Annotated in this window: 17 protein-coding genes and 1 other RNA gene; 15 read left to right on the top strand and 3 right to left on the bottom strand. The window is 30.4% G+C overall.

Annotated features, from left to right (window positions below):
- Positions 1–2: 2 nt before the first annotated feature.
- Entirely contained in the window at positions 3–3,200 is a 3,198-nt protein-coding gene (glyS, locus tag H7355_RS08495) for a glycine--tRNA ligase subunit beta (RefSeq protein WP_186646539.1), read from the bottom strand.
- A 942-nt stretch (positions 3,201–4,142) separates the two neighbouring features.
- Here glyS and H7355_RS08490 point away from each other — a divergent pair.
- On the top strand, positions 4,143–4,718 hold the full coding sequence (locus H7355_RS08490) for a hypothetical protein (protein ID WP_186646537.1): 576 nt from the start codon (positions 4,143–4,145) through the stop codon (positions 4,716–4,718).
- Here H7355_RS08490 and H7355_RS08485 read toward each other — a convergent pair.
- Both H7355_RS08485 and H7355_RS08480 read right to left on the bottom strand, forming a co-directional pair.
- On the bottom strand, positions 4,680–6,503 hold the full coding sequence (locus tag H7355_RS08485; RefSeq protein WP_186646536.1) for an ATP-binding protein: 1,824 nt from the start codon (positions 6,501–6,503) through the stop codon (positions 4,680–4,682). The two genes, H7355_RS08490 and H7355_RS08485, sit on opposite strands and share 39 nt — an antisense overlap.
- The gene (locus H7355_RS08480; protein ID WP_186646534.1) at positions 6,463–7,572 is read right to left on the bottom strand and encodes an ABC transporter substrate-binding protein; all 1,110 of its coding nucleotides are present in this window, start codon (positions 7,570–7,572) and stop codon (positions 6,463–6,465) included. The genes H7355_RS08485 and H7355_RS08480 overlap by 41 nt, the downstream gene beginning before the upstream one ends.
- 442 nt (positions 7,573–8,014) lie before the next feature.
- On the opposite strand from H7355_RS08480, the gene H7355_RS08475 reads away from it, so the two are divergent.
- The 14 genes from H7355_RS08475 to pgtP all read left to right on the top strand — a co-directional run bounded on the left by H7355_RS08475 (position 8,015) and on the right by pgtP (position 22,449).
- Positions 8,015–9,340, top strand: a complete 1,326-nt coding sequence (locus H7355_RS08475; protein ID WP_186646533.1) for a lipase family protein — start codon at positions 8,015–8,017, stop codon at positions 9,338–9,340.
- 447 nt (positions 9,341–9,787) lie between these two features.
- Entirely contained in the window at positions 9,788–10,153 is a 366-nt protein-coding gene (locus H7355_RS08470; RefSeq protein WP_186646532.1) for a lipocalin-like domain-containing protein, read from the top strand.
- Entirely contained in the window at positions 10,150–11,274 is a 1,125-nt protein-coding gene (locus H7355_RS08465; protein WP_186646528.1) for a hypothetical protein, read from the top strand. Before H7355_RS08470 ends, H7355_RS08465 begins: the two co-directional genes overlap by 4 nt.
- Complete coding sequence (locus tag H7355_RS08460; protein ID WP_186646527.1) at positions 11,255–13,030, top strand: sensor histidine kinase; 1,776 nt, start codon at positions 11,255–11,257, stop codon at positions 13,028–13,030. The genes H7355_RS08465 and H7355_RS08460 overlap by 20 nt, the downstream gene beginning before the upstream one ends.
- Positions 13,031–13,323: 293 nt before the next feature.
- Positions 13,324–14,049, top strand: a complete 726-nt coding sequence (locus tag H7355_RS08455; protein WP_186646526.1) for a CHAP domain-containing protein — start codon at positions 13,324–13,326, stop codon at positions 14,047–14,049.
- A gap of 323 nt (positions 14,050–14,372) precedes the next feature.
- An RNA gene (gene rnpB / locus H7355_RS08450) (RNase P RNA component class A) lies at positions 14,373–14,723 on the top strand.
- 76 nt (positions 14,724–14,799) lie between these two features.
- Positions 14,800–16,044, top strand: a complete 1,245-nt coding sequence (metK, locus tag H7355_RS08445; RefSeq protein ID WP_186646522.1) for a methionine adenosyltransferase — start codon at positions 14,800–14,802, stop codon at positions 16,042–16,044.
- 95 nt (positions 16,045–16,139) lie between these two features.
- Positions 16,140–16,961 (top strand): hypothetical protein, encoded by an 822-nt coding sequence (locus H7355_RS08440; RefSeq protein ID WP_186646521.1) that lies wholly within the window; start codon positions 16,140–16,142, stop codon positions 16,959–16,961.
- A 73-nt stretch (positions 16,962–17,034) separates the two neighbouring features.
- Positions 17,035–18,150, top strand: a complete 1,116-nt coding sequence (locus tag H7355_RS08435) for a DsbA family protein (protein ID WP_186646520.1) — start codon at positions 17,035–17,037, stop codon at positions 18,148–18,150.
- Positions 18,151–18,236: 86 nt separating this feature from the next.
- Complete coding sequence (locus H7355_RS08430) at positions 18,237–19,016, top strand: enoyl-CoA hydratase/isomerase family protein (RefSeq protein ID WP_186646519.1); 780 nt, start codon at positions 18,237–18,239, stop codon at positions 19,014–19,016.
- Positions 19,017–19,032: 16 nt separating this feature from the next.
- Entirely contained in the window at positions 19,033–19,371 is a 339-nt protein-coding gene (locus H7355_RS08425) for a 2Fe-2S iron-sulfur cluster-binding protein (protein WP_186646517.1), read from the top strand.
- Between the two features lie 92 nt (positions 19,372–19,463).
- Positions 19,464–20,132: an O-methyltransferase gene (locus H7355_RS08420; protein WP_186646516.1), complete on the top strand. Its 669-nt coding sequence runs from the start codon at positions 19,464–19,466 to the stop codon at positions 20,130–20,132.
- A gap of 176 nt (positions 20,133–20,308) precedes the next feature.
- A complete protein-coding gene (locus H7355_RS08415) occupies positions 20,309–20,632 on the top strand; it encodes a hypothetical protein (RefSeq protein ID WP_186646515.1) in 324 nt (107 codons plus the stop codon).
- Positions 20,633–21,066: 434 nt separating this feature from the next.
- Positions 21,067–22,449 (top strand): phosphoglycerate transporter protein PgtP, encoded by a 1,383-nt coding sequence (gene pgtP / locus H7355_RS08410; protein WP_186646514.1) that lies wholly within the window; start codon positions 21,067–21,069, stop codon positions 22,447–22,449.

Here is a 22,449-nt window from a genome sequence, read left to right as displayed (position 1 = left end):
AATTATTGTACCTGAATGAGAGAAAAATCTGCCACGTCCTCATAAAGAGAGCGAATTCTCATTAAAAGGCATAGTCTGTTTTTCTTCAAATCACCATCAGGATCATTTACCATAACATTGTCGAAAAAAGCGGCCATTGGCTCTGTTAAACTTGCCAGCGCAATGAGCATTTCTTCGAACTTTGCCTTTGCATGAAGTTCTTTTATAGTTAACTCAAGATTGGTAAGTTTTTCAAATAAAATTGACTCTTCCTTTTCCTTAAAGAGTGAAATGCTTACATTTTTATCATTCCAGTTTAAAGTCAAATTTCTTGCCCTGCGATAGGGATTTAGAGCTTCAAGCAAGGACCCTTTTCCTGTTTGCTGAAGCGCAAGTGCAATTGCCTCTGCTAAACTTCTCACTTTGTAAAGAGGTTCTGAAATAAGCTGCTGGGAAAGAGCCTCTAAAGAACGCACATCGAAATCTTCTTTTAAAGTGGCTTTCATTCTTTCAACAATAAAATTATTAATTTTACTTACGCTATCAGCTACTAATGTACTATTTGTTTCTTTTAAGACTTTGAGAGTCAAATCAACTGCCTGTTTAAGAGATATGTATAGACAGTTTTCTTCATTTTTAAGACCTAATAGACGCGCTATACCAAGTGCTAAGCGGCGCATACCATAAGGATCCTTGTTGCCTTTTACTTCAGCACCATGGCTAATCATGATACATAATGAATCAAGTTTATCCGCTAAAGCTAAAATTGAACCTAACTTACTTGTTGGCAATGAAGATTGAGCTCCAATAGGCATATAATGTTCTTCGATTGCTTGAGCAACGAGAGATGATCGATGGCTATCATTTAAAACATTTTGTTCTCGAACAAGAACTCCCCCCATAATACCTTGCATTTCATCGGGGAATTCTTGTACACATCCTGATTTTAAATCAGCCTTGCATAATTCTGCTGCTTTTTCAATCAAGACAATATCAATATTTTTTAAATCGGCTGCAGAATCTGCTTCTAGTAACAAATAAATTTGTTTTGCAATTTGTTTTACACGTTCTGATTTATCAAAAAGAGTTCCCATTCCATCCTGAAAAAGCTGATCACTTAATTTTTTTCTAAAATCATAAATTGGTGTTGAAAGGTCAGTGTCATAATAAAAAGCACCATCTTCTAGTCTACCAATAACAACTGTTTTAGTTCCTTCAATCATTGCATTTATATCTGAACATTTATAATTAGCAACACCTATATAATATGGAAGTATTTCACTGCCATCCTTTGAAGTTACTGAAAAATAGTTCATATGTTCGCGCAAGACACCAGATATCAAACATTTTGGTAAACGCAAATATTTTTTATCGAACTCTGCAATGAAAATCTCTGGATTTTCAAATAAACCAACACATTTTTGCAATAACTCTTCATCATAAAATAATTTTCCATTTACTTTATCAGCGAGTTTATTGGCTTGTTTTAAAATTAAATCTTCTCGATCCTCAACAGAACTTAATACAAATACTTTTTCAAGAGACTTTTTATAATCTAGAACATCTTTTATAATTATTGGTTCAGGATGTAAAATCCTTTGACCATATGTTTCACGTCCTGATTTAATACCAAACATGTCCAGTGGAATCACTTTATTTTCAACCAGAGCTAACACCCACCTTACGGGGCGAATAAAGGTTGGACTCAAGTCACTTGGTAACCATTTCATTTTCAAAGGCGCGCTCAGATCATAGCACCATTCTTTAAAATTTTGCCCTAATAAAGTTGGGAAATCGCTACCTTCCATTTCTTTTTCTGCATAAAGAAAAATACCGTTTGCCTTTTCTCTAAACTGAACAAAAGAAGGTTCTATGTTATTTTTCTTACAAAAACCCATTCCAGCTTGGGATAAATTGCCATCAGCAGCTTTTGCTACCCTTTCAACTGGTCCCCATAATTCTATCGTCTGCCTTGGCTCTGATTTAGGAATATTTTCAAAGAAAATACTTAAACGTCTTGACGATATTTGCACAGAATATTTTATATCTTTTAAGATAGAGACATACTCCGCAATATTTTTCGGCATGTCTTTTTCAGATTGATAAGATTTATATATTTTTGCTGTCATTTGCTTAAAAAAATCAGCGATTTTTTGCACTAATTCTTCACGCGCAGAAGATTGAAATGCAGGTGGCATTTCCTCTACACCAAGTTCAAATAATACATTTAAAGTTTTCTTATTAGTAAAATCTTTCTCTAAATTATAAATGTCTTCAGGCTGACTTTCTTTTATATTTATAATCGCATTTTTATTCAATAAAGGTTTTCTTGCATCAGTATCGAGCTTATTTAGCATAGGAAAACCAAGCTTTTCTCTTTCAGCACGATATTGCACAGCACATTTTTTTGCACAGTCTCTCACTCGACCGATATAGCGCTGTCTTTCACTAACTGAAATTGCACCACGGGCATCAAGAATATTAAAAGCATGAGAAGCCTGTAACACATAATCGTATGCTGGTAAAACAAGTCCTTTCTCACAGAGCTCAAAAACACGCTGTTCATATTTATTAAAATTTTCTAATAACTCTTTGGAATTAGCTTCTTTAAAATTATAGTGAGAGAATTCATACTCATTTTGGTAAAAGATATCTCCGTATGTATAGTGCTCATTAAAAGGCATTTCGAGAGCATTTTTATAGCCTTTTGCATACATAAAAAGACGCTCGAGTCCATATGTGATTTCCCCACATACAACGTCTATATCAAGACCACCGAGTTGCTGAAAATATGTAAATTGTGTAACTTCCTGCCCATTGGCGCGCACTTCCCAGCCTAGTCCCCAAGCACCCAGAGTTGGACCTTTCCAATCATCTTCGAGCAGTCCAATATCATTATTCTTTAAATTTATTCCCACATATTCCAGGGATTTTAGAAAAATATCGACAATATTAGAGGGTGAGGGTTTTAATAGAACTTGCAATTGATAATAATGTTGAAAACGGTATGGACTTTTTCCATAGCGACCATCTACAGGTCGGCGGCAAGGTTGCACGTAAACAGAGCGCCATGGTTCTGGACCCACGCCTTTCAAGAATGTATGTGGATGAAATGTACCTGCGCCCATATTCGCATCATATGGCTGACTTAATATACAGCCATGATCGACCCAGTAGTTGCAAAGAGCAATAATAAATTCTTGAAAGTTTCTAATTTCCACAAGCCTCACCTTTTACAAGAGAAATACTTTAATTTAACAATTTCCACTATTTGGGCAGAAAAACTATAACACATTAAAATAACAAGAATACTTTTTATGTTTTTTAAAATCCTAACAACATCCATGTAGAAACAATCTTGAAACTGATTGCAGTTCAAAGAATTCCATTTGATTGAAAGCAAAATTTGTACCAATCTAATATAGAAGTCTTTTAAAAATGTAAAGACCATTTTTTGCATAAAAATATTACATAATGAACTATTCATAATATTGAGAATGCTTTCTTTGCCGTCGTTCATAAACTAATGTCTATTTCATGCTTAACTGATAGATTTCCAAAAAAATACGAGAGATAGATAAAATCAAGTTATATACAATTATTATTTTCAGGATATTTTAATTGAGAGTTATACAATACTCATATTAATATATCTTAATTAATTTCATATATCATAACTTAAATTATTCATATCAAATTTAAATAAATGAAAAAATATCAATAATACTTTATTTTTATTAAATTATTCTAAATAAAATAAAATATTTAATAAAAATAATTTATTTTATAAAACACAACAATTGCATTCCTTATCATTATCAATAAGAAAATCTCCTAAAAATATTGGATATTATTTTATATTTGCGAATGAGTGCAATACACCCTTGCGGGGATTAATATACCACATGTAGTTCTGTCAATGGTTTTTAATACCTCAAATCACGCTCCAACCCTTACTTTATTTATTTATTTCATCATCTTACATAGAAACGCCCTATACAAATCAATTTATATAAAAAATATTAATGACTTATCTGATTTTCATTTTTAACAATAGGAATATTTTTCTACACTTTTTGAAAATTTTTTATAAAAATTGTATCCTTTCAGGCCGCCTTAAATGGCATCGATTTTGTATTTAATAGACATAATGAGAGAGTTCTATGCTAACTATCAATGAGAAAGAAGAAGAAGCTAAACATTTAAGAACACTTGGACATTATTTAGAAAAGTTTCATAATAGCACCGGATATAGTAACAAAGATGTAGCTGATATTCTGAAACTCGATAGAAGCTATTATAATAAAATCCGTCTCAAGAAATACTCGCCATTAACCGCAAGCATAATAAATATAAAAAAGTTTGCCTCTTTAACAAATGAAAATATTTTTAATTTCCTTTACCAAATTGAAGAAATTCCTTCTGAAACAAAAGAAAAAGACAATCAATGGATAGATATTTTGAAAAAAACATTTTTAGAGAGTGGGCCAATTTTAAGAAGAGCATTAATTCATAAGCGAATTAAAAATATTCTTAATAAAGATGACAAAATATCAAAGGAAAAAACTACCAAAATATTTACCTTAACAGCACTATTGATTGATATATCAGAATCTGAAGATTGGTTGTCCATAATATATCAATTTGTTTTAAAAATACATGAGCAGATGAATTTAGAAAAAGAAAGCGATCTAAAAGAGCTAATCAGATTCATTGAAATTATTAAAAATAAAAAATAACTTCTCTTTATTATAAAAGATATCCTTTGATTCAAAAATATAATCAAATATATTATTATGGTCTGTATAGTTTTTAATACAAGTATGTAAAAATATTTTCCCCCGAAACCCCATAACTACTTTTAAAAAATCAAAGTCCAATAATTTATCTACCGGATTATTATTAAAATAATAGTCAGTTATTATTAAATTAGTCTTAGAAACACCTATCTTATCTTTATAATCTAAAGTAAAATCTTGAGGGTCTTCATAATAATAAACATTATTATCGCCCAGTATCTCTTTCCATTTCATTAATAAAAACTTATCATCCTCAAGAACTGAAATAACAAGGTTTTCTATACATTGATATTTACTCATTTCATCTTGTGTTTTATTTTGTTGACTAATATTTATAGATGGCACATTCACTAAATTACTAAATGCAGGAATCTCAATTTTTAATTGAAAAAAAGATTCATTCAAATTATTATTTTCTTTAGATTTATAACTAACTTTCCCTCCGTAACTTTCAATAACATTTTTACAAAAATAAAGACCCGTTCCAAATTTTTTGTTTTTAATTTCATGCGAAGTATAATTTTTAGAAAATATTGAATCCTTTGCATTTATATCTACAAATGAACCGGTATTCCTAACTACAAACACATAAAATATATTATTCCCTATCGTTTGTAAATTAGTTCTTATAAAAACCTGAGCAAGAGCAACATATGAGTGTTCTATAATGTTAGAAAAAATATTAATAAAAACCTGACTCATTGCGTTTTCATTACCAACAAAAATATGACTTTTTATTTTTGATAAATCAATTTCTATTTTATTTGCAATTAATACCGAAGCCCCTTCGATGATACACTTACGAATATCGAATTTACTTATAGTATCATAATTTTGTCTTAAAAGATTCCTCATATTCATAATAAAGCTTTTCATTAAGTCATAATCGAAATTATCCCTTGTTAAATCTAAAGGTATACAATTTATAAACTTAGAAAGATCATGTATAACAACAGATTTTTTTTCTACTTCATTTGTTATCATCCGCTTCTTTTGATTAAAAATTGATATCTTCAAGATTGCATTATATAACTCATAAATTGAAATTTTATTTATTATTTCATTTGCTCTTTTATAATCACCCTTATTTATAAGAGAAAGACAAACGTTAAAGCGTTTTGAATCAATATTTATTTTCTGTAATTTTTTATTTTTAGAAACCAAATATAGACTCAATAAAATAGAAAGCAGTATGAAAAAAAAGAAAACAGAAACAATCTGTAAATAAATTACATATCTACTATCATACTTTTCTTTTATTATATAATAAAAAATATTTCTAGAAAAACTAACCTTTTTTATATAACAAATATATGAATTACTAACATAAATATTAAAAATATCCGGATCTATACAATCATTTATTTTAGCAATATCAGCTATATTATCTGCATAGACTTTAACTGATATTTTATTAACATCTTCGATTGTATAGCCTTCTTTCTTATAATAAAACTCGCTTTTATTATAAGAAATAATAATTGAATTTTCATAGAATTTTGAAAGCGTACTAATTCTTAACAGATTAGATCTTATCTGCTTATTATTATTATATGCATATATTATAAAAATAAAGATTAAAGCCATCAAGGCTATAATGACAGATGGAAAAACAATTGACTTTTTTAATATTGTATATAAGACCGTATTTAATAAATCTTTTTTCTTTTTTATCTTAAGTTCTTTACTTCTTCTCATTAACATGTACCCAAAAACTTCTTTCAAATACAAGATCGCCTTCATTCAAATTATAAACAGCAAACTCATATTTCTTATTCTTAAAAATTTGTTTTTCCTTTAATATTTGATAAAATTCACTCTTATTTTTTGGCTTATATTTACACAATGTATTAGTAACAGACTCTATAAAAAATTTCATATAATAAGGATTATCGATCATCCGCTTTGTTTGGAAATTATTATCTATTACCCGCAATTTTATTGTGTTGTAACCTCCAGGTGGCAAAGGACGAACTGTTAAGCCATTCATACTTTTTAAATTAAAATTTAATGCAGGACTGCTACCGACATCGTCTCCCCAAATTTTTGTTCCAAGAAAAAAAGTATTTAATGCTTTTGATTTTGACATAAATGAACCTGAGTCTGCTGCTTTTACGTTTAAAAATACAAAGTCTGGTTTTTTTGCTGCAATAAGAGTGTTTAATTTATCTATACTATTGAACCTATATGGAAAACTTTCTAATAAATGAAATCCCATTGATTTTGCTTTTTTCAAAATAGATTCTTGATATTCCTTACACATCCCACATAAATTATCATAAATAATTACAAAGTTTTTCTTATAACCTTTTTGTTTTGCCGCTGTGAATAGTGCTTCAATTTCGATGTCTGCATCTGGTGAAAGAGTAAAATTATTACCATTACTTTTCAGCAATGAAAAAGAACTTACGTGTGGTATTTCAGAATTTAGTCTTGAATTTACTAGAGAATAAGCTGTATTCTTTTCTGGACCAAAGACAACCCAAGGGGAATCATAATTGATTTTTGCTACACATTGCACTAAATCTTCATGGTCATACATATTAAATCCACTTGTCTTATAGCTAAAGTAATATCCACATTTTTCCGCTTTATCTTGGTAGTACATTAGTGCCATCGGGATACCAGCAAAGATTTGCAAACGCAAACTTGGTGGGTAGTAAACATGATCAACAGTTGAATGGTTTAAAAAAAATGGATAAATAGCATGTATTCTAACTTCTTTTAATGAGAAGCATTCTTTTGAAAAAAGGGTGATCAAAAATATTAAACAAAGCTTTGGTAATAAATACATAAAAAACTCTTATGAATAAAAATATTTCGGTAAATTTAAGAAATATTTCTCTTTTAAAGAATGTTAAAAGAGAAATTAATATTTAGATAAATTCAATAAATAAAACCAAAAAAATAATTGAATTAAATAACTTAAGATAAAACCCCTCCGTTATTTCTTATATATTTACAAAAATATACATATGAGTCAATCTTTAGTTTTGCAAAATATTTTCATTTTAAGGATAAACCTTGCTAAACGAGCTTCACCAAATAAAAGATCTCATTTTTACAATTTTTACTTTTGCAATTAATATTTAATTGAAAATTCAGCATCTTAAACAAATTTATTGGTGAATACAAAATTAAGCTTTAATATACCTGATTCCCACATGTTAAAATTATGACATTGCTATCAGAACTCTTTTATATTAAATTATACTTAAACTGCATAAAGTGCGCTAATGAAAATACTATTTTATTCCATACTTATTATTTCTTTTTACTCTTTTAGCAAAAAAGCAATTGCTAATGAAAATTATTTATTCTGTAGTAAAATTGATTGGGTGGATGTCTCAACCAGCTGGGTACTCTTTAACGATGGGAACTATAAAACTGTTTCAGGAAAATGGATAAAGCCAAATCTATTTAAATCAGATGAGACTATAAGTGATTTAAAGAAAGTTTGTAGTAGAGTATTTCGCAATACTGACCCAAATCAAATAAGCGTATCTATTAAAAACAGAAGTCTATCATGGCAACAATCCATAATTGATGCTGAAGATAATTCAATTGTATACAGAACAGATATGAGCAAATTAAACTATAAAGATGTATTAGATTATCGCTTTTTACTTGCTCTTATCTACGTTTCACACTTCGCTTATCGCACTGAATCAGGCCAAAAAGAAGCCGATAAAGAGTTTAATCCTTATGATTTAGATTATATTTACAATAAAACTGGTTATAAAATAATTCCTTATTCAGTTTTTAAAACAAAAAAAGCAAATATCCACTCAGTTGCATTTATTAATCACATTGATAAAGTGATAATCTTAGGATATAAAGGAACAAGTAATCAAATTGATATAAAAATAGACGCCCAACTAATGGGTTCAAATGTATTTCAATTTCAAAAATTTAAACAAGCTATCAAAGAAGCATTGCAAACTCATAAAGACACAGTTAAACTCGTAAAAAATATTTACCCGAATTATAAAGAATATAAATTTGTTTTAACTGGACATTCACTCGGTGGTTTTTATGCATCTATAGTTGCTGCTAACAAAGGACTTCCTGCACGTGTATTTTCATCACCATCTACTCACTTTAATTCGGGATCTTTATTCAATTTATTTAATATATTTAAGAAGTATCAATTTGACAACGTAATAAATTTTGTAAGATATTCCGATCCAGTTAATGCATTTTCAGGACGACATGTAGAAAATAGAGTATATTTCTATCAATCTAATCAAGTTAATATTCTTCAAAATCATTCTTTAATTGCATTTATAAATGAAATCTTTGAGAAAAAAATTGCACCGTATTACTACGATCTTCAACCAACCTATTCCAAAGTGAAAATGCCGAATAATTCTTCATATTTTGGGTTAAAGAAATTAGTAAGTTTCAGAGGATACGCTTCACCAAATATGTTTACAAATATAAGAGAAAAATATCTCAATGTATGTGAACAAGATTTTAATATTAGAGAAGAACAAGATGATTTTTTAATTATTGACAACCCAAATAAATATAGAAACTATAAAAATCCAACTTGCCAATAATTTTTTTTATCTGATTGTTTATTCACTTTAAAATATTTCACAACACTTTATATATATTATATTTTTAGCACTTTTATTTCATCTGAATAAATTGACTTTCTCCCCAAATATTTAAAATGTGCAAAACAACTAAACCATCTTACAGTTCAGCTTAATTAAATGTTTGCACATCATTTTCTTCATGAATATTTTTTACTTATTAAATTACATCTTATTATCTATATATTTATAACATTGACATGTTATATCATATTTATTATAATTAAATAATAAATATATTTATCATTAATGATTACAATATCTTTAAATAGATCCAAAATAATTTGTTATTTGGAAAAAATTCTGTGAAAATATCTCTTGCTTTCATGCAACTAAATAATATATATAAAAATGGCATTTAATAGAATTTAAATGCAAGGTGCAGTGAGGTATGAAATGAGGGTAAAAATGGAAAAAAATATAGTTGGAACCTGGATTCTTAAAAAATTTCAAATAAAAAATAACGACGGTATTAGAGATTGGCGATCAAACTCTCATGGCACACTTATATATACATCAGATGGATATGTAAGTGTTAATATTAATTCTGATTTTAAAAATAATGATGAATATATGGATTCAATTTTAAGTTATTCAGGTAAATATAAAATGACTGAAAACAAAATTATACACACTGTCACCAATGCAAGTTTATTCGAAAGAATTGGAAAAATAATGGAGAGAGATTATTTAATAGATGGAAATATTCTTACTTTAATTGGAAAAGGTGATTTTGGAGAAGCTATTTTACAATGGGAAAGAGTTGCAAATTGAAATTTATATTTTTATTGACAATAATAACCCTCTTCGCTACATCAAATACTTATTGCAAAGAAAAAGAGTTAATTGAAGTAAAAATTGGTGCTATTGCAGCATTAAATCCTTTAAATAATACGTTTTCTGAACGATTTAAATTCGGTTATTTATCTGCACTTGATTACGCTAAATCAGATACAGAAGAGCAATTAGCAAAATGCGGTTATAAATATGTTTTTAATTTTGAATCATATCAAACGAATGATCAAATAGATGTTATTAAAGCTGCAAATAAACTTTCTTATGATTCTTGGGCCGTGATTGGACCGGATCACAGCAATGAATTCATTCTAGTCCAAAAAATACTAAATAATACACCAATCGTATCAGTATTAGCTTCTTCAAAAGAGGTTTCTGAATTACCCCCACCTGTATTTACTATGTCATTACCAATTGATCAAATGGCTTATTTAACTACTAAAATTGTAGAAAAATCAAAATATGGTATGAATTATGGAGCTGTTGTAGACTTAAATTGTAAAGTTTGTCAACAATTTTCAGATTACTTCCATTCTCATAGTAAAAGTAAATATAAAAAATTATTTGATATAAAAGTTACAGGGAATACACCAGATTTAACTGAATTAGTTGACAAGTTAAAGACGATTGAAGTTGATTTTTTATTACTGCCAAACTTCTCAAAGCAATCAGGATATATAATATCATATCTTAATAATGATTATTCACATATCAAATTTGTTGGCAGTGACGGATGGGGTGACGATGAATTTGGCTATTTAACTAAATTTTCAATTGGAAAAAATCAGCAAGGAATAACATTGAGAAATGGCGATCTTTACACCGAAAAAATTGAAAAATTTAAACTTAAAAATTTTGTCTTGAATTGGAAAGATGAATCTTTAAAAATCTCTGATACTTATTTTGGTATCATTCATTTTTTAAGAATGCAAGCCAATTTATTGTGCGAGAAAAAACCGAAGAGTAGATCAATTTTTATAGAACATATGAAAAGTTTACCAAAAAATAGTTTTATCTTGTCTTCCAATGCTAATGTTTATTTTCTTGAGAATACACAATTATTGTTTGGATACTCTTATAATGAAAAAAAGAAAAATTAGCTATTCTTTTGAAAAAAAAACCTTATCTCCTCTCCTTTGGATTTGGGTTATTTCATTTTTAACATTAGTATTATTATCTATATCAATTATTTTTAGAGAAGTGAATGAAGAAATTAAGATTGAGTATGCACGATTAGAAGCAATTTTACCTTTAATTACAAAATCACTAATTGGTGAAATATTACTTGAAAACAAAGGTGAGTTTAATTTAATAAAAAATTATTTAAGAGCAGCATATAATTTAGACGATATTATATTATCTAGTGGCATAGATAGTTGTAAAAATAAATCCATTTATTTTTTTAAATCAGTACAATTATGTACTTCGGTTGAATTACCATATTTAAAAGAAAAAAAATTTCTTTCTCTATATAGACAATTCAATAATCCTATAAACAAAATATTGGTAAATATTTTATTGTTTTCTTTTCTTCCATTATTTTTATTATGCGCTATTTCATATTATGTTTTAAGAGCTTCATTGTATAGAAATATAATAATGCCAATTAAAAAATTAGAAGTTCAAATTATAGACAGAGTAGAAGAATATTTAAAGAGCAGTAATGATATTAAATTTAATAGGCCAAAAATAGATACATCTTTTGAATTAGAGAAATTTATAGAATTACTTTGTACGACAGCAGAAAGATTGAAGGAAACACAAAAAATTCTTATTAAACAAGCCCAAAATGAAACTCTTACAAAAATATCTACTCAAGTAGCTCATGATATTTGTTCACCATTAACAGTTTTAAAGATAATTCTAAAAAGAATTACAACAATTCCTGAAAATGATCTGCTATTAGTACAAAACTCAATTGAGAGAATAGATAATATCGCCAGTAATCTACTAAATAAATTCAAAGAAAATTTATATTTAGAGAAATTGCCAAATTCAAAAGAAATCCTTCCTATTCATATAGATCAAATTATTTCTGAAAAAAAACAACAATATTTTAATTACAATATCTGTTTTAATTTATCCTTAGAAAAAGAAACTTATTTATTATTTACAGAAGTAAACATCACTCAATTTCAATCTATATTATCAAATTTAATAAACAATGCAGTTGAAGCGATTGAAAGGGAAGGAATTATTAATATATCTCTTTCTTTTGAATTAGGTAAATTAATATTAACTATCATTGATAATGGCTGTGGAATGGATGAGCTCATATTAAAAAAGGCTCAGCTAGGAGGATTCACTACAAAAAGTAATGGGCATGGCATAGGCCTTGCAAGTTCAATAGATATTTTAAGAAATTGGGGAGCAGATTTTGGCATGACTTCTAAACCCAAAAAAGGCACTAAAGTTGTTATTAAATTTGCAACATGCCCTCCACCTTTTTGGTACCCTGGAAAAATGAAAATCGAAAAAGAAACTATTATTTGTATTTTTAATGATGATTTAATTTATAATAGTAATTTTAGAAAAAGCATAAACTTCCAATTAAAAACCTCTCAGCCTAAAAAAATAATTTTCATAAGAGATATTATTGAATTTATTGATTTTTATAATTTTTATTACTCACGAAATAATATTATATTTTTTATTGATTATGCCATTAAAAAATCTGTAAAAACAGGAATAGAAATAATTGAGGAATATAATATTTCTCATAACTCAATTCTTATTACGAATTCTTATAGTCAGCCAGAAATTTTGAATAAGTGCCAAAAGTTAAACATTAAAATAATACCAAAAGATTCTGTTTTTTACATCGCAAATAAAATTTTGATTTCATCCTGCTTGTGAATAAAAAGTAATCATAGCTATAAAAGACTTACTATCTGTTATTTTTTGTTAGAATCGGACTATGAATTTCTGTAAGGGCTCATACATGCTATATATTTATTGGAGCAATTATGTAACTACAGTCCATTAGCTCGCACTTCTAATAGACCAGAGTCTTACTCCAAGACCTACCCTTGCAATGGTCTATCTATACTTTGAACAAATCCATGATAAAGCTTTGGAATTTATTTTATTAAAAAAATATTTACAAGTCATTTTTTTTTATTTATGGTCATTTTTTGTTGGAGGAACCCATGAAATTATTGCATATTGTTACATTATTCGTTTTTATTTCCACTCAATTTAAGGCTTTTTCTCATTCATTTGAAGTACCTCGCTTCGAAGCGACATCCCCTAACTGCACTGTCGATTGTGTTGTCCCATTTGGGGATTTCATAGGTAGCAGTAGAGAAGTTAAAGCCTATTCAAACTGTAATTCATCTTGCATATATAAAAATGCTACGGAAGGTATTACTTTTTTAGCTAAAGATACTGGCCTTTCTAGTGATGTTTGGATTGGCATACCGTGGCAGTGTGTTGAGTATGCTAGAAGATGGGTTCTACAAAACCAAAATATTGTTATTCATTCTGTGGACTCAGCCTTTGAAATATGGAATCAAAATGAAACTAAGGATTTATTGAATAATAAAAATTTATACTTTGATAACTTTGTCAACGGCAATTCAACTCCCCCAGCTGAAGGTGATATATTAATCTATGGAAAGAGTTCCGAGCTCCACTATGGACATGTTGCTATCATAGTCAACGTAGACCTTGAGAATTTATTTGTAGACATAGCCGAAGAAAATTATCAAAACAAAAAATGGGAAAACACAAATCTCTATTCACGTAGAGTAATACTAAATCATGAAAACAATACGTATTATATAACAGACTTAAGCTATGAAACAAAAGAAAAGTATTTTAAAAATGATGACGTTAATATTATTGGCTGGAAACGATTAATAAAGAATATTTGATTTTGAAGCAAAGATATTAATGATTTTAAAAAACTATAAAAGAAGTAGAAAGAATATTTAAATTTGTAGCACACAATTGGCTTTAAGTTTTAGAATATTCTTTTTTTGATAAAATATTTTGTAAGATTATTCAAAAATAACTATATTATTCTGTTCAGAGCCCAATTAAATAATCATTAATTAAACAAATCAATTGACAAAAAATGCTTCCGACTCGATGTATTCTCCTAATATTCAAATCATTTACGCAAATCTTCTCCATTTTAAGAAAATATTTTGAAACTGTCTTGCTTTGAAGTGGGAGAGATTATATGAATCTCAACTCGGGTAATTGAACTACAGCGCGACCTGCCAAACAGGAGCGAGGAAAGTCCGGACTTCAAAGAGCAGAGTGCTGGCTAACGGCCAGGCGGGGTAACTCGACGGAAAGTGCAACAGAAAACAAACAGCCTAAGCCGCAAGGCCGGCAATGGTGAAAACGTGAGGTAAGAGCTCACGGATGCGGTTGGTGACAATCGGTCTGGCAAACCCCACTCGAAGCAAAGTCAAATAGGGGTGGAGAGCCTGCTCGGCTCGCTATCACACTCGGGTTGACTGCAAAGAATGTTACGGCAACGTAGCATCAAGAGAAATTGTAGTAGAAACAGAATCCGGCTTATAAATTGCCCGAATTAATTTTTTTTGTTACCTTTTGTAGAATAAATAAAGGTAACCTTGTTCGCAGCGGTTGATATGAAAGGAAATCATAATATGTTTCAACGCTCGCTTTTCTTGACCTCTTCTTCTTCACCAGAAATTACATATTTTACTTCTGAAAGTGTCAGCGAAGGACATCCAGATAAAGTTGCCGATCAAATATCTGACGGGATTCTTGATGAATTATTGACCTTCGACCCTAAAGCTCGAGTCGCATGTGAAGCCTTGTGCAAAACAGGACTCGTCGTTATTGCAGGTGAGATCACATTAAATACGGAAACTGTCCACAGTAACGAGAAAAAACTCTCACGTAAAATGCAAAGTTATTCTGATATAGCACGTAATGTTATTAAGAAAATCGGCTATGACGACCCTAATAATGGTTTTGAATATAGAAGCTGTGGTGTGATTGTTTCTATCGATCAACAATCTCCTGACATTGCCCAGGGCGTAAATGAAGGCGAAGGGTTACATAAAGAACAAGGTGCCGGCGATCAAGGTATGATGTTTGGATATGCTACAAATGAAACTCCTGAATACATGCCTGCGACTCTCCAATATGCTCACTCAGTTTTGCGCAATCTTTCGAAGGCAAGAAAAGAAGGCAGTGTCAATTGGCTACGCCCAGACGCAAAATCTCAAGTGACTGTTGAATATCACAATGGAAAAATGAAGAGAATTGACACTGTCGTTGTAAGCACAATGCACGCAGATGGTGTTTCCCAAGAAACTATAAGAAATTTTGTAATTGAAAATATTATTAAAAAAACTATTCCTTCAAATCTGCTAGACTCAAATACAAAATACCATATAAATCCTACTGGAAAATTTGTAATTGGTGGCCCACAGGGAGATTGCGGATTAACAGGACGTAAAATTATTGTTGATACTTATGGTGGTCATGGTGCACATGGTGGTGGAGCATTTTCAGGAAAAGATCCCTCTAAAGTGGATCGTTCTGCAGCTTATATGGGCCGCTATATCGCTAAAAATATCGTCGCTGCGGGCTTAGCAGAAAGAGCTCTCGTACAAATTGCTTATGCAATCGGCGTAGCTCAACCTGTGAGCGTGAATGTAAATACCTATGGGACAGAAAAAGTTGAAAGAGCAAAAATTGAAAATGCTGTGAGAAAAGTATTTGATATGACTCCTTCAGGTATCGTAAAAACTTTTGATCTGTTAAATCCACAAAATAATAATTTCACATATCATGAAACCGCGTCCTACGGTCATTTTGGTAGGAATCATTTTCCTTGGGAAAAGCTAAATAAAATTGATGACCTTAAACACTGTGTTTAATTAATTTTTAGTAAATTAAATTATTTACAGCCTTTGAAAAAAAATATACCCTATCGAAATTGAATTAATTTCTCAAATTGTCGATAGGGGTACAAATGTTTTTTCCTTTATATAATTCAAATATAAAAAATATTATATTATCTACAGCTGTCTTATTTTCAAGTGCATTTCCTTTGAGCTCTTTTGCAAATGATTTAGACACAAATCAAAAAACCGATCAAATTAAATTTACATATTCAATTCAGCATCTCGATCTCTTGTGGGAAAAACGACATGGTGAATCCACAGAAAAAGAAATAGCAGTTCTTCTTAAAGCAAGACATAAAGTACCAAATGATTTTGAAATAGCTTGGAGAATTGCTAGATTAGCATATTACGGTGGAAATTTTATACTTCGTGAAAATTTTACGAGCGATGACAAAATTAAAATATTTAAATTTGGCTATGAAGCTGGGGAAATTGCAAGAAAAATAAATCCAAAGCGTGTAGAAGGACATTATTGGTATGCAATCGATCTTGGATCTTTCGGACTTGAAAAAGGAATTTTTACTGCATTAAGCAATGCAAAACCAGGAAGAGATGCATTAATTGAAGCTGCAAATATTGATCCTAACTACCACTGGGCGGGGCCATATAGAATTCTTGGCCGATATTATCAAGAATTACCTGGTGGCATTATTTCTTTTGGTGATAAAAAAATTGCAGAAGAATATTTTAATAAAGCAATAAAAACAAGTCCAAAATTTCGCTTAAATACAATGTATCTTGGGATCCTTAAAGAAAAAACAGGCGACAAAAATATGGCCTTGGAACTTTTTAAAAAAGCTGAAACACTGCCAAATATTGATGGGACGACTGAAGAATCACGTTACGCTAAAGAACTTGCTGAAAATATCAAAAGCGTGCAAAATAAATAGAGACCTTGAACTGCCCTTCTTAAGAGCAACAGAAGGAACCAGTTCAATTCGTATGTATTCATAAGGAGTTTTCATGTCATCAGGAAAATTTATCATTGGTGGAGTCTTTATTATAGCGGCTATAGCAGGCTCAATTCCTCTTTTTTTTCACGACTACAAAAGATTTTCCAATTCAAACTCAACGACTCCAAGTGCTGTGAGCATACCAAAAAGCTTAGATTTTTCACAAAACTTTTCTGCTGACTCCTTAGGAACATATAGCAATACAATCTTAAAACGTTCAGAATTATCTTCTCAAGAGCGTCAAAGTCTATTTGACGCAGAGAGTAAAGTGTATACTATAGTTGAAGAATTATTAGCAAAAAGATATTTTGATAATGTCATTAAAGACTATATGAAGAAAAAAAATATCGCAAGTTTATCCACTGCACAACAGATGTTTCTCGAAGAAATTCAAACTGTATCCCCAGAAGAAATCAAATCTTTTATAACACAAAATGCTGACCACCCCCGCTTAAAAGGAAAACCTTTTAACGAACAAGCTGCTATGGTCCGTAATTATTTAAGTGAAGAAAAAAGAAATACATATTTTAAAAACTTTATAGCCGATGCGAGCGCAAAAGGGATAATTGAAGTCACAGGAATGCCAAAACCATTTCAGCCCAAAGTAAAAATTGATGTCGGAAACTCACCAAGTAGGGGTGCAAACGATGCGCCTATTACAATCGTTGAATTTGCCGATTTTCAATGTCCTTTCTGTGCAAATGCCAATAAAGTTGTAGAAGAAATATTAAAAGAGTATAAAGGCAAAGTACGCTTTGTCTTTAAAAATTTTCCAATTACACAAATTCACCCTGAAGCAATGAATTCAGCCATTGCAGCAGAATGCGCTTACCAACAAAATAAGTATTGGCAAATGCATGAAGCTTTATTCGCAAACAACACAAAACTTGGGCCAGCATTGTACAATAAAATTGCACAAAATATTGGTCTAAATTTAAATGAATTCAATAAATGCAAAAATGATTCTTCAGTTAAAGAAAAAATTGTAAGTGAAATTGAATATGGACAGAAACTTGGTATCAACGCAACACCTGCGTTTTATATCAACGGAACTCAACTCATGGGAGCACAGCCTAAAATTGAATTCGACCAAATTATCAAAAAAGAACTTGCTGCAAAAAATTAAAAATTCAAATAGCAGATCTTTAAAATATAAAATAATATAGACCAAAGTTTTCTAAGACTGTAGTCTATATTATTTTGGAGAATTATATGTCAGAAAATATTATTCAATTTGAAATAAAAGATAAAAAGGCATATTTAGAAATCAATCGTCCCAAAGCATTAAATGCATTAAATAAAAATGTATTAGCTGAAATAAAGAAATATTGCGAAATTTTAAAAAATAATAAATCAGTTCATGTCTTGATTGTAAGTGGATCTGGTGACAAATCTTTTGTTGCTGGCGCAGATATAAAAGAGTTACAAGAATTGCATAATAAAAATAGAGAAGGAGAAAACTTCTCCAAGTGGGGAGCAGAAATATTTAATTCACTCGAACAACTCCCCCAAATTACTATTGCAAGGGTACAAGGTTATGCCCTAGGAGGGGGACTTGAACTTGCTCTTGCATGCGATTTTATAATTGCTTCAGAGAATGCACGATTTTCTTTGCCTGAAGTGACTCTTGGACTTATTCCAGGGTTTTCTGGAACGCAACGACTAAGAAAACGAATAGGAACAGCAAGGGCCATTGAATGGATTGCAACTGCAGAAAGATATTCAGCCTCAGAAGCATATACTTTTGGTTTAATCAATCATGTTGTAAAGCATGAAGATCTTCATGCTTTTACTGAACAAATCGCTGATAAAATAATTAAAAATTCACCTTTAGCTGTAAAAGCTGCAAAACACGTTATACGCTCTGGTGAAAACTGTAATTTTCAAGAGGCTTGTGATATAGAATCGCATCATTTTGGTAACTTATTAAACCAAACTGAGTCGATCGAAGGGATCAGTGCGTTTATTGAAAAAAGACCTGCTCAATTTTGATATGAATGAGAAGTGAATGGAAAAAGTCCCAAGCAAAGAAATTCTTGCAAAATTAATTACAGTAACAGTCTTAAATAGAACTGGGAAAAAAATAGATGAGTTTCAAATGCGTGGAGGCTCAAATTTATGGGTATTTATCAGGAAAAGGGGATTGCCTATAGGCTCAGCTTGCTCTGGCGTTGGTGTTTGTGGAGCTTGTCATCTTAAAGTAACAGAAAAATATCCCTCTTCTATCTCAGAAAAAAATGATTTTGAAAAAGAAACCCTTACAAAAAATCAAAAATCACCTGACGAAAGATTAGCCTGCCTATGTAGAGTCAAAGGTGATATCACAATTCAAGCTGATTATTGGTAAATTGCCATATTCAATCTTTTATGATATATGAATAATTGCTCTACACATTTTGTTCTTAATGAAGAATTCTGATTTTAATAAATGAGGGACATATGCAAAAAGAATTTTCTCAAAATGATAAAAATATTGCGGCTTATGCTTTAAATACTTTCAAACCTGAAGACAATATTTTAAAAGAAATTCGTGAAAGAGCAAAAAAATTGGATATTCCGGGAATTCATGTCAATGACATGGATGGGAAACACTTAGAAATTCTTATATCCATGGCAAAAGCTGAAAAAATTGTAGAAATAGGAACTCTTGCTGGATACTCAGGAATTTGTATTGCAAGAGGTATGAGAAATAAAGGAATTTTACACACAATTGAAATCGAGCAAAAACACTATGATGCAGCAGCACAATCTTTTAAAAATGCAAAAGTAGATCACTTGGTAAAACAACATCTAGGCTCAGCAATCACTGTTCTTGCAAAGCTTGAGAAAGAAGCTCCATTTGATGCCATTTTCATCGATGCTGACAAGGTTTCTTATCCAGATTATCTCACTTGGGCTGAAAAAAATATTAAAATTGGCGGGGTGATAATAGCAGACAATACCTTTGCTTGGGGCCATATTAACGACAATCATTTTGAGACTTTAGAATTAGAAAAACAAGTTAAGAGCATTCGTGAATTTAACCATAGAATTGCTAATAATTCACAATTTATTGCTACAATTCTTCCAACAGGTGAAGGTTTGACGGTCGGTGTGCGCGTCTCTTAAAACCATCCATTGATATCATATAGTTATACCAATAAATATTATTTCGCATTATTTTATTGCATTTTTCCTTGGTTTTCCCTAGCATCTCTGACGCATGGATGAATTCTAGGGATTAATTTCCGTAAATTTCACTTTAATTACAGAATATTATACAAAAACCTTATAAAGGACTCATAGTGAAACTAATATTTATTTTGGCCAGTTGTGTGAGCTTAAATTTTCTTTGCTCTTGCGAATATAAGCTATCTAAAGCAGAAGTTAAGCATACAAATCTTTCTTTTGAAAATGAATCTCATATTCTGCAAGAAACTGAGAATAATGAAAAGGCAGATCAAAGTGATTTTAGCACTTCAGTTCAAGAAGATCTTTTTGATATTGATAATCCTTTGCTGAATGAAATCGATGAAAATGATCTCCTAAAGGATTTTGAGCAGCAAAAATCAAAAGAAAATAAAAATAAAAATTTATGCCTAATAAAATTTCGTGGAGCTTTAATATAGGTTCTTCCTGAGCCAATCTGCAAATGTCTCATGCATTTCGTTAAATTTTTTACCCGTGGATAGAAATGATTGGAATCTATTTCTATGCGCGGCTTTTTTTATAGAAATTCACACCCACATTTTCTTGCACAAGAAAGCTTGTTATATAATAAAATTTATAGTTTTATTATATTATTTTTATATTTAAAATGTATTTACAAAAAATAACCTATGATATTAATTATAATTCTAATTATTTACAATAATATTTTAATACATAAATATTATCTAGTGAGTATATTATTAGCAAATTTTCCTGTCTAGCTATGGTTATTTTCAAAAGAGTGCATTAAGAGTGTAATTCCAGATGTTTTTTTAACACCTGTCTAACAGATGTTTTGATAACTCTTTAATAATAAATGATGTTTTAAAAAAGCTTCCCCGTAGGAGTTTCTATGGCTAAATTTTCTGCTTTATTTTCTTCGCTAAAGCAACCTAAACCTCTACCTGAAATAACTGATGCAAGAACTATAGACAATGACTACAAACATTGGCGAATAAGAATCTTTTACTCAATGTATTTCGGCTATGCAGTCTATTACGTCACGCGAAAATCTTTTACTTTTGCCATACCAAGTTTAGCTGTGGATTTAAATATGGACAAAGCAAGTTTAGGCTGGATTGGCAGTATTATGGCTATTAGCTATGGGTTGAGTAAATTCATCAGCGGTATGCTTTCTGACAATGCGAATGCAAGATTTTTTATGGCCATTGGTCTCATCTTAACCGGAGTTTTAAATATTATATTTGGTACGGCTTCATCTTTTTGGATTTTTGCTATGTGCTGGATGCTCAATGGCTGGTTTCAAGGATTCGGCTGGCCTCCCTGCGCAAAATTTCTAACCTATTGGTATTCTCAATCTGAGCGTGGACGCTGGTGGGGAGCCTGGAATACATCACACAATTTAGGAGGAGCGCTTGTACCTCTACTCATAGCGTTTTGTGTGGAATATTGGGGATGGCGTTCCTCAATGTATGTTGCTGGAGGAATAGCTATTGTCAGTGGATTGTTGCTTATCAATCGCTTGCGCGATACACCTGCTACTTTAGGCTTGCCTCCAATTGAAAAGTATAAAAATGAAGAATTACTTTCTACGCAGTTAAAAGAAAATGCAGAAAAAACAATTACTGTAAAAGAAATATTTATGAAGTATATTTTGAGAAATAAATATATCTGGATTTTGGCTGGAGCATACTTCTTTATTTACATTATAAGAGTTGCGATTAATGATTGGACGATGCCATATTTAATGAAACAAAAAGGCTATACGAGCTCTATGGATGCAGGAAAAGTTATTTTTGCTTTTGAGATTGGTGGAGTCTTTGGCAGTCTTGCTGCAGGTTGGTTATCTGATAAATTATTTAAAGGCGGAAGAGGACCAGTTAATTTCCTATACACAGTTTTCGTTACTATATTAATTTCTATTTTCTGGCAGATGTCAGTATCGAATTTGTATTTAGATATTCTTATTGTTGGTGCACTTGGCTTCTTTATTTTTGGTCCACAGATGCTAATCGGTATTGCAGCAGTTGAACTATCACACAAGAAAGCTGCAGCAACTTCAACTGGATTTATTGGATGGATAGGCTATTTAGGTGCATTTGTTGCTGGTGGCCCTGTTGGTATTATAATTGATAAATTTGGTTGGAATAGTTTTTTTATTGTCACTATTGCTTGCGGTATTTTTGCTTGCTTATTCTTATCTTTCTTATATGCAGCTCGCAGCTATAACCCAAATAAAGATTCTGTATTATTAAAAAAAGAAAAGGTCGCTTAA

The organism is Fluviispira vulneris (assembly GCF_014281055.1).
Lineage (GTDB): Bacteria > Bdellovibrionota_B > Oligoflexia > Silvanigrellales > Silvanigrellaceae > Silvanigrella > Silvanigrella vulneris.
Note: the sequence above shows the minus strand (reverse complement) of the source record. Positions and strands in the feature narration are given on the sequence as shown.